The organism is Janthinobacterium sp. UMAB-60, from assembly GCF_900095235.1.
Classification (GTDB): domain Bacteria; phylum Pseudomonadota; class Gammaproteobacteria; order Burkholderiales; family Burkholderiaceae_D; genus Janthinobacterium.
The window spans coordinates 183719-193706 of sequence record NZ_LT607487.1; the positions used below are offsets into that span (position 1 = coordinate 183719).

Here is a 9988-nt window from a genome sequence, read left to right on the forward strand (position 1 = left end):
GTTCATTCCCATTTTGCTGTTTTTGCAATTTGCACAATTGAATAAAGCATAGATGCCAGGACATGTGGATGAGTATAGCTATTTTGATGTTCGTACCCGGTTCCAGATTTCTCTCCGTGGATAAATCTATTTCCAGGTATATGTCTTGCTGAACGATCCGACGGAACGGTTTCATCGCCAGCAGAATTTGCGTCTTGTAATTTTAGCTTCAAAATACGTGTTCCTGCTTGCACAGTGAGGTTGCCTTTTGCGTCGTCAGTCAGTAGCCTCCACTTGTTTGGTGGAGGAGTAATATTTTCCGGGTTAGATGAGTTTCTAATTTCTAAGCCTTCAATAACTTTGAAAGTAATTTCACCATAACTTAGGAACTCCTTTGATGCACAATAGCTTGCATATGTATTTGGATGAAAAATTTTATCTATTTCCTTTAATAGGATGGAAGCATCTTTCAATCGTTGCATGACATTGTCGATACCTCCTCCTTTGTTGAGTGGAATATTTGCAGGATTCACCCATGAGGGATTGATTAGCCTCCACCAAGCATTCGCAGGTTGCAGGTAAATACTTTCCAGCGCACTGTCCTTACCTCGTGGCCAACTCCAGAGTAATCTATCACTTGCGTCAACAACCTTGAGCCACTCTTGACCATATGCCATACCAGGCAACATCTCTAGAGGTGCTGGCGTATTTGCGAGAATCGCTGTCGCGTGTTCGCCGTCAATGCCAATAACTTGTGCTGCGAGAGTATTTAATGGACCACTTTTTTCCTGAAAACCGAAACGCATGCGTTTGTATGCACTGGCGGCCCCCAAGGTAGGCATCACGTTATGATATATTCCAAGTATTTTTACAGTCTTATCATTAAGCATATTTCCATATTTAGGATGTATTAAGGCTCTGGCGAGCAAACCTCCCATGCTATGCGTGACGAGAATAACCTCGTTGCATTTGAAGCCGCACCCCTGATAGCCTATTACTATGCCGCGTATGCGTTCGGCAATAACAGCGGCAGAAATGGCATTGCTCTGTAGAAAATTATATCCCAGCGCATGAACCGGATACCAACATGGAGCAATCTTTAGCATGTCAGAATTTTGAATTGGTGTTCCGGATAGGCCGCCAAATTCCTTTGGATTTTTTATCAAAAGCTTGGCAATAGACGGATAGGCTTGTTGACCATATGAGTATCTTCCGGTGGCTTGATCGGACGGGTCAATTTTCCAATGAGGCAAAATTTGTCCTTTTTTTGTTATGTTATTCATGAAAAATTCTGTTTTTTGAAGCATTTCGCCATAGGCGCCGGCGAATAGAACTTCGCTCCATCCACGCCACCGTGCAATATGTGCTGGCATTTCACGTATCTCACGAGGGATGAATTTTCCCGATACTCCAGGTCTTTGAATCGCATCTACCTGTGCATTTTTTTTTGGACTAACAGAAATCAATGGTGGAACTCCAAGAAAATCATCGGGAACGTTGTTGTGACGTACATCGGATCCTTTGGTGACGTCTCCACCCGGAAAGAAACGTTCATTTTCAATTGAGTATTGATAGTACTCAACTTCAGTTTCATTCGGATCAAAAGCTAATTGTCGATCTCTGGGCGACGCACTCCTGAACCAACCTCCCAAACCGCTACCGGTTGCAACTGCCAAATTTCCTGATTTGTCTACCATATCATCAGGCCTCCATGATCTGTTATCCGGTCGTTTCAGGTAATCTTGACGTTTTTTTGTCATTCTTAAGTTGCTACCCATAACTCCAGGTAGAAATATGATAGGAATTATTTTCTTGGGTGGAATGGTTACGTCATGTCGGATGGTATCGTTTATTTCTGTCATGTTGACTGTATATGCAGCCCATCCACCAACACTCTGTCGAAACTCGCCTTGGTGATTGCCGTGTTCATTCAGATCCGTATCGTCACTCATGGAAGTTCTCCCTTGTAGCGTATTGTGTAGCTATCCATACCGTCACCTTTTTGTACTGGGGTGTGTCCTTCACTGCTACTCTTTTCACTGATTCTGTGGCCATCTTCGCGTATTAACTCAAAAGCTATATCCGGGGCGGGTGTACCATCGACTTGCAACAACCGGACGGCCTGGTCAAAACGAGCTACTGGCCTCTCATTAAATTCCTGCGACACGCTCTTCGGCGCCAGGGTCTCCAGGTTGCCGTTGAAGAGCACCGGGGATGAGGTGAAGAACTGCACCTTGTCGCTGATTTCCAGCATGTGGTTGGCGCCGTGCAGGCGGATGCCTTTCTTGCCCTTGATGTTGACCCAGTCTGCTTCGCTGATCAGCGACAAGACTTTCTGGGCGAGAATTTCCACCTCGTCGCTGTGGGCCTCAATGGACACCTTGCCGCTGGCGGCGATCAGTTTCATGCCGGCCTTGTGCACGAACAGGCTGAAGCTCCTGGCGATGCTGGCAAACATGCTGTCGCCGCTGGCGAGTGAAATATGCTTGCTGCTGCTGAGCGCCACATGCTCGCTGGCGGCCAGGTGGATGGACTGGGCCGTGCTCAGCTCGATGCCGGCCGGGCTGGCCAGCAGCAAATGTGGTTCGGACAGCTCCGGGAAATCGCCGCCGGCGCCCTTGATGGCGGCGTTTTGCCGCTGGATGGATTCGGCCACGCCGCCCTGTTGAGCGGCGCTGTCTTGCGCACCCGCGTCGACAGCCATGCCGGCCAGTCCCTCTTGCAGTTGGCGCGCCTGCGCCAGGCGAGCTTGTGTTTCGTCGAGCTGTTTGACTGATCCCGTTCCTGTTGATGTTTCTGTGGAAATCAGCATGCCTTTGGCGGCACGCAGGGCGCCCCAGGCGTTGCTGGCCAATTCAAAGCCCACGCCGCGCGCCTCCTTGCGGCCGGCGTTGTCGTCGATGCGGGTGATGTTGCCCAATGACAGACGGCTATCCTGGTGCTCGCTGCGCAGCTGTGCCTGGATCGAGCCCTTGGTGTCGTCGAGCACCAGGTGGTTGGCGCTGCGGGCGCCCAGTTCGCGGCTGCGCAAGCCTGACAGGGCGCGTTGCTGCGGCAATTGCCATGGCGGTGGATTGGCGCTGTTGTAGACCACGCCGATGACGATGGGATGGTCGATATTGCCGTCCTGGAATTGCACGACCACTTCCTGACCCACGCGCGGCAAGGCGATTTGCCCCATTTGCGGACCCGCCATCGGCATCATGACTCTTATCCATGGCGAGCTGCGTTCATCGAATGTACCCAGGCGGTCCCAGTGAAATTGCAGGCGGATGCGTCCCAGGGCATCGGTATGGATTTCCTCCCCGGCCGGCCCGACCACCAGCGCCGTCTGCACGCCGGCAACGATGCAGGGTGTGCTGTTGTAGCCACGGCCCGGCCGCCAGCGGATGTCCCGGCGCACGCACACCATATTGTTGACATAGTGGGAAGGTGCGCTGGGGCCAACCTGATAATTATTGCTGGCGCTATGCACCACTGACAGGATCAGGTATTCGCGTTCGGCAATACTGTCAGGGCGCTCCTGGCCAGGCTGGTAGTGTTTTTCCTCGGCGCTGAAATGCCCATCGAGCCGGAAGCAAAGGCCGGGCTGTGCGCCACGATGATTGCCGGCCGCCTCGAAATACTGGCGCAGATGGTCGCTTTCTTCCATGCGGCGTTGTGCCAGCGATTCCCCATCATCGACATTCTTGTAGCCATAGGCGCCCGTGTTTTCGTACAGTTCGTGGGCAAATACATCGCCCTGGCGATTCAGGGAGTAGCCGCTGGCAAGGCGTGGCTGCGGATTCTTATAGTCGAAACTGGCCAAGGTCAGCTGCCCGGAGCCGATCCGGCGCACGGCTTGCCACTGTTGCAAGCCATCGTCTTCCATGGAACCCGACTCGGAGTGAAAACGCATGGCGCCGTCGCCGGATGCCGTGGCGATCATGTCCGCCAGGGTGCTGTTGTCCGCGAGCCACAGCGTATGGCCATCGGCGCGGTGCGCGTACCAGTAATGCCAGCCCAGCGCTTCCCAGCGCCGATGCAGGTGGTTGTAGTCGGTTTCATTGTGCTGATTGGCGCAGGTGAGCTGTGGATCGTCGCCATGGATGCTGGTTTTCCAGTCGCGCTGCCCGTAGTGCGCGAACGTTGTTTCGGTCAGCTGCATCACGCTTTGGCCATGAAAGGACACATTGTCCTGGCGCAGCCGGGCAAAGGCCAGCCATGGTTGCAGCACCATGCGGTACCACGCAAAGCCGCCATCGGCGCGCAGCAGGCAAAACTCGCCCACATAGCCGTTAAAGTAGCGCAGCGTGCCATCGTCGCGCACCATGGAAATGCTCACCATGCGGCCCATCATGGCCTTGAGCGCAATGTGCGCGTCATCGGACAGCAATTCGGCTTCGAAACGGAAGTCGCGCGATACCTCTTCCCTGGCAGTGAGCGAATTGACCAGCAGGATGGCGCCGGCTGGCCCATCTTCATGGGGGAACTCGATCTTCAGCAAGCGCCGCTCTTGCGCGGCGAGGTCGAAGGCCGATAGCGCCGCCTGGATGCTTGCATGCATGGCCTGCCTCCGTTATAGCGATGTGATCAGGTGGGCGCCGCAGGCGGTGGCATCGCCGTCATAGGCGTACGGCTTGCCCATGTGTTTTGCGCCGGCGCCGTCCGGCGTGATGGGAAAGTTGCCCTTGCACTTGGGGCAGAAGCTGGTGTCATCGGCCAGCGCCGCCGTCTTTCCCATCACGGTAGTGCCGGATGATGCGCTGGTGACCTTGCCGCCATGATCGGTTGCGTCTCCGAGCCGGATAACGCCGCGTCCCGCATGTTTCATGCTTGCCTCGCTTTCCATGGATGAGTTGCTCAAGCCAGTTGCAGCAGATAACGCACTTCGGCGCCGCGTACCTTGCCTTGTGCGGTTTGCAAGAACGTCGTCCAGCCAAGGCGTCGTCTTTCTGACGGATTGGCACTCAGGAGCAGAGGGGTAATGCATGGCGGACTCAGTATCAGCCGCACTTCATATTGCAAGTCCGGCACGCCAAACAGCGTCAGCATCTTTGCCAGTGCCGCCGCCCCCGCGCTGCGTGGCAGGAAGCGTTGCAGGCCGGCGGGATCGAGCGGGCCGATATGCAGGCAGATGCGCATGTCCTGGCGCCACAGCCGCAGGCCCAGGGTTGCGCCGCGCGCCAGCGTAAAGTTGACACTGCCTAGCAGGCTGCGGCGGTTTTTTTCCAGATAGTCCCAGCCACCGACAAATTGTTGCAAGGTGACGGGTACGCCGCAGTATTCGGCCAACACGCGGCCAATCGCTTGCGCGGAGACGGGACGGCAGCGCAGCAGACCCGCGTACCAGGCCGCGACGTCCTGCGTCACGGCATCCGGTGCGGCCTTCGACGGCAGCGCAGTGCGCCGCACGCCGCCCAGTGCCAGCAGCAAAGGCAATTGTGCATCGGTTGCCTGGGTCTGGAGCGTCGATTCCAGCCGATACTTTTCCCACGTCTGGTAATACAGCGCGACCATGCGGTGCGAAAAGATATCGAGAAAGGCCGAGACGCCGGCATCCTTGCTCGACCAGCGGTGGGCGGCGATGCGTTCCGAGTGATGCAAGGGCAAAGTGCCGCCGACGCCCAGAAAACGCATGAACGTCGGTGTCAGGATCAGTTGTTCATGCTCGTCGAGCGAGAGCTGTTCGATTTCACTGGCGGGAAAACTCAAGGACAAGCTGTTCCTGAAGCGCAGCACCTGGCTGAAGGTTGTGCATGGGACACGTTCTGCTGACGTAGCCAGCACAGCAGAATACGCACCGCCTGTATGAACTGGTAGCGGTATGGCTCGGCCAGCAAGTGGTGCATCACACCAGATTCTGCAGTCCGCTTCTTGGTTTGCATCGGATCAGCTCCTCTCCGCTTTGCTGTGACAGCACCACCAGTTCGATGAAACTGTTGATTTGCACATACAGCCCAAGGAAGTGATCGATCACCTGCACAAACAGGTGCATGCCGCTGCCGACGAACGCTTCCTCGTCCAGCGTGATGCACACCTCCACGCCATGCGCCAGCGAGGTGCCGCGCTTGTGCCGCAGCCATGTCGTGGTCGGCGCGTGCGCCAGCGCGGCGATGCCGCCGATCTGGCGTTGCGAGCTTGCCGATTGGGACAGGTCATACAGCGTCAGCATTTCGCGCAGCGCCGGCAGGCCTTCCTGGACCAGCGCGTGATGATTCAGCGCCAGGTGCGAAATCAGGCGCCAGTGCAGGCCCGCGCCCGGCGAAAAGCGGCGCGGCTGGCTGGGGCGTCGCAGCATGTGCAGCGCGGGTCCGCCAGCGCATGGCTGCAGGTCTCCCTGCGGCTGGCCGTATTTGAGGGCAAGGGGAAGATCGCGGTTGCTGCATGTCAGCGACAGCGACAAGCTGGCCTTTTCATGGATCAAGGGATTGAAGTCGCTGTCGACCAGCGTGATTTTCTTTTCGTGACCAGGACTGTTGATGGCCAACGCCGTATCGTGGCGCATGACCCAGTAATGGCCTTGTTGCGCCGTGCCCTCGCCATGGCGCAGGCTGTACAGGGGGCGAAATTCGCTCAGCGTGCTTTCGCCTCCCCGTTGGCGCAGCAAGCGCACCGCATCGACGGAGACGACTTCGTAGCCATGCGCATGCGTGGCATGGGCCAGCACGGAGTAGTCGGTTTTTTGCCGGGTGACGGAAATCGGCACGCCTTCCTGGCGGAAGAGATTGACCGCCGGACTGCAGCCAAGCCTCAAGTTTTCGCTGGAAATGCTGGACAACATGCGCGCCGCAGCGGAATCGGGCCGCAAGCCGGCCATGCACAGATGCAGGGTAAAGCGCTGGCTGCCAGGCGGCAGGGCCGCGCCCAGCGCCGCGATATCGATGTCAAAGAAATTGAATTTTTCCGGATACGCAAAATACTCGCTCAGGATGCGGTAGGCGGGCTGCGAGCGAGCACCGAACGGTATCAAGGCATCCGTGTCGGCGAAGCCGACGGGCGTCACAGGCACGGCGGGCAAGGCCATCCATTGCAGCGCGTCGATCGACACAAAAGCGCAGACTGTATGCATGAACAAGGCATCGCGCAATGCGGCGGAAAAAGAAGCTTCGCCATCGATGAAAACGCGCAGCGATGCGGGTGCCGCGTCGAGATGCCGGATGCCGATGTTCAGCGAGGAAGTTGCCGATGCCGGCAGGCGCACGCCTGGGGGCGCCTTGATCATCGCATCGAAAGCCGCGCTGTCCAGTACCGATGCTCCTGTCGTCATATCGTAGATCGTCTTGAAACGGCAGCGCACGCCGCGCACGGGCGTTGCGTCCATCTCACTGCCGGCCGGCAGGTGCGATACGCCTGCGCCAGCTGCCGGGGTGGGCTGGCGCACGATGCTGCACGATGGGAAGGGGCGCAGATAGTGCGGGAACAGGGCTTCGAACAAGGCTTCGGTAAATTGCGGATAGTCGTCATCGAGCCGTTTTGAAATACGTGCCGCCAGCATGGCCACCGATTCGATCAAGTGTTCGACGTGCGGATCTTCGCAAGCTTCGCCGGACATGTGGAGTTTTCCGGCGACTCTCGGATAGCGCTCGGCAAACTCACGGCAATGTCGCCGCAGCATCACCAACTCGCGCTCGAAATACGGCAGCAAATCCTCCATCTCTCTTTTCCTGTGTCTTTGCGGCGGAATGGCCAGTATCCGAGCGTTTTCTCAAAGGTAAATTGCGTTTGCGCAAATAATTGAACAGGGTGCTGCGCAACCTCAAGGGCTTCCACGCTAACAACATCAGACTGGCAAAGCAGCAAGATTCCAACGGTCAACATGGAGAACGCCATGACATTGCCATCCAAATTACTTTGGTCCGAAGGCCTGGCCATCGGCCCCCAGCAATTCCAGCAGCTGGACCGCTACCATGAAGCGCGCCTGCAACGTCTGGCCTCGTTGATTAATCCCCATTTATGGGGTGTGCATGGCGTCAGCTGGAATGCGGATGCACTGGCCAACAATAGCTTGCGGGCGGACGCCATGTCGCTCGTCTTTCAGGATGGAGAACTGTTTGAGGCGCCGCTTGGCGATGTGTTGCCCAGTGCCGTGGACCTGTCCAAGCTGCCTTCCAGCGAACATGGTTTTACTTTTTATGCCGCGCTACCGGCGCTGCAGGCACATGGCGGCAATGTGAGCTCCGCAGGCGCGCGCTATGTCCAGGCGGATATCGAGACCCCGGATCTGTACAGCGAGGCAGTCAGCATCGAGGTGGCTTATTTGAAGAAGCGCGTGTACCTGCTGTCGCAACTCGACCCCCTGAATGATTACCTTGCCATCCCGGTGATTCGTTTGTACCGTGCCGGCAACGGCGGCTTCGAAGTCGATACTTCCTTCATTCCACCTGGCCTGACCATCAGCGCCGAGTCTTCGCTGCAGAAAATGCTCGAGTCGCTGATCGACCGCATGGGCGCGAAAATTGAAGCGCTGTACAGCCGCCACCGTCAGCCCGGTAACAATACGGTGGAATTTCATGGCGGCGATGTTTCCTCGTTCTGGATGCTCAATACATTGAGCACGGCCAGCGCCACGCTCAGTCATTGCGCCAGTTACCGGCGCCACCATCCCGTGTATTTGTTTGAAAAATTGATGGCGTTGGCCGGTGGCTTGATGACGTTTTCGAAAAAATACACGTTGAGCGACTTGCCGGCTTATTCCCACGATGATGCGGCTCCCGGTTTCGGCAAGCTCGATGGCATTATTCGCGACCTGATCGATACGGTGCTCCTGTCGCGTTACTTCCCGATTGCGCTGTCCAACGACGCGCAACAAAACACCCACTATTACGGCTTGCTCGATGCCAAGCGGATTGATCGTCAGACCGAACTCTGTCTTGCCGTAAACGCCGATATGCCGGCGCTGGAACTGGTCGCCACGGTGCCGTTGCAGTTCAAGATTTCATCTCCGGACAATATCGAACTATTACTGGGCCGGGCACTTCCGGGTGCCGAGTTGCGTCATATGGCCCAGGTTCCTGCTGAAGTGCCGGTGCGGCCGAACACATATTATTTTTCCATCGATGGCAAGGGCAGTATTTATGACAGCATGATCAAGGCCCAGGCGATTGCGATTTATGTGCCGTCTGGCATAAAAGGGCTGAAGCTGGAATTGTTCGGTATCAGCGGCACCGCCGCGTAACGATGCGTGGCGTGGCGAGCGGGTGGACTGTGAAAAGATTGCCCTAAGGAATAGACTTGCCCCTGCAGTTGACGTTATCATGTTTTTGTAAGTGTCGGTGGCTGATCAGCCAGCGCATGGGTGAAACATGGTGACAAGCGGGAGTGAGCATGGGCATGGCGAATGATGCGTGATGTGCCGGGCGGTGGGCAGGGCGGGGCAGCGGTGCGCCGCTGCTGCCGCGCATTGCTGCTGGCGTTGTGTATCGCCGCGCCCTGCGCCGCCTCGCCGGCAGCGGCAGCGGCCGTCGCGCCGCCGCACCAGGGCCAGCGCGTGCTGTTCCTGAACGCCTACGACTATGGCCGCGCCGGCGTGGAATCGTACACGCGCACCTATGTGACCGCCATGGTCGCCGCGGGCCTGGCCAGCGAAGACATCATGGTCGAGCACCTGAACCTGAATACTCAGGGCGACCCGGCGCTGCGCAACGAGATGCGCGATTTGTTGCTTTTAAGATACACCCAGATGATGGGGCGCAAGGCCGACCTGATCATCGCCATGCAGCAGCCGGCGCTCGATTTTTTGCTGTCGGACCTGGCGCCGCTGGCGCGCGGCGTGCCCGTGCTGGCGATTAACACCTCGGGCAAGGCCTTGCCTGCCGGCAGTCCGCCTGCCATCTGGCAGCAAAAGGCGAATGTCGACTTTCCCGGCACGCTGGCGCAAGCCATGGCGCTGTTCCCGGAAACCAAGACCATCGTCATGGCCGTCGGCACCAGCGAGGCCGACCAGGTCTTGAAGCGCAGCATGCAGCAGGCGGCGCTGGCATGGCAGGGCAAGGTGGCCATGCGCTACCTCGATGACCTGACCCTGGAG

Annotated in this window: 7 protein-coding genes; 2 read left to right on the top strand and 5 right to left on the bottom strand. The window is 57.3% G+C overall.

The genetic code is table 11. The features are described from left to right. Positions 1 to 2: 2 nt before the first annotated feature. From K0F86_RS12290 to tssF, 5 genes are all read right to left on the bottom strand, one after another. Positions 3 to 1931, bottom strand: a complete 1929-nt coding sequence (locus K0F86_RS12290) for a triacylglycerol lipase (RefSeq protein ID WP_219134652.1) — start codon at positions 1929 to 1931, stop codon at positions 3 to 5. Beyond that, positions 1928 to 4525 (bottom strand): type VI secretion system Vgr family protein, encoded by a 2598-nt coding sequence (locus K0F86_RS12295; RefSeq protein WP_219134653.1) that lies wholly within the window; start codon positions 4523 to 4525, stop codon positions 1928 to 1930. Before K0F86_RS12295 ends, K0F86_RS12290 begins: the two co-directional genes overlap by 4 nt. A gap of 12 nt (positions 4526 to 4537) precedes the next feature. Continuing rightward, positions 4538 to 4825 carry a PAAR domain-containing protein gene (locus K0F86_RS12300; protein ID WP_374197284.1) on the bottom strand — a complete coding sequence of 96 codons (288 nt, stop codon included), beginning with the start codon at positions 4823 to 4825 and terminating at the stop codon, positions 4538 to 4540. Beyond that, positions 4822 to 5748, bottom strand: coding sequence for a type VI secretion system baseplate subunit TssG (gene tssG / locus K0F86_RS12305; RefSeq protein ID WP_306823197.1), 927 nt, complete (start codon positions 5746 to 5748; stop codon positions 4822 to 4824). Before tssG ends, K0F86_RS12300 begins: the two co-directional genes overlap by 4 nt. 61 nt (positions 5749 to 5809) lie before the next feature. After that, positions 5810 to 7615: a type VI secretion system baseplate subunit TssF gene (gene tssF, locus K0F86_RS12310; protein WP_219134655.1), complete on the bottom strand. Its 1806-nt coding sequence runs from the start codon at positions 7613 to 7615 to the stop codon at positions 5810 to 5812. 174 nt (positions 7616 to 7789) lie between these two features. Between tssF and tssK the strand changes: the two genes are divergently transcribed. Then, complete coding sequence (gene tssK, locus K0F86_RS12315; RefSeq protein WP_219134656.1) at positions 7790 to 9136, top strand: type VI secretion system baseplate subunit TssK; 1347 nt, start codon at positions 7790 to 7792, stop codon at positions 9134 to 9136. 162 nt (positions 9137 to 9298) lie between these two features. Then, positions 9299 to 9988, top strand: a 690-nt coding sequence (locus K0F86_RS12320) for a hypothetical protein (protein ID WP_219134657.1), incomplete at its 3' end; no start/stop codon positions are given.

Excerpts from the sequence above, each read along its gene's own strand:
- K0F86_RS12290 (WP_219134652.1), bottom strand. The coding sequence starts at position 1,931 with ATGAGTGACGATACGGATCTGAATGAACACGGCAATCACCAAGGCGAG.
- tssK (WP_219134656.1), top strand. The coding sequence starts at position 7,790 with ATGACATTGCCATCCAAATTACTTTGGTCCGAAGGCCTGGCCATCGGC.
- tssF (WP_219134655.1), bottom strand. The coding sequence starts at position 7,615 with ATGGAGGATTTGCTGCCGTATTTCGAGCGCGAGTTGGTGATGCTGCGG.
- K0F86_RS12295 (WP_219134653.1), bottom strand. The coding sequence starts at position 4,525 with ATGCATGCAAGCATCCAGGCGGCGCTATCGGCCTTCGACCTCGCCGCG.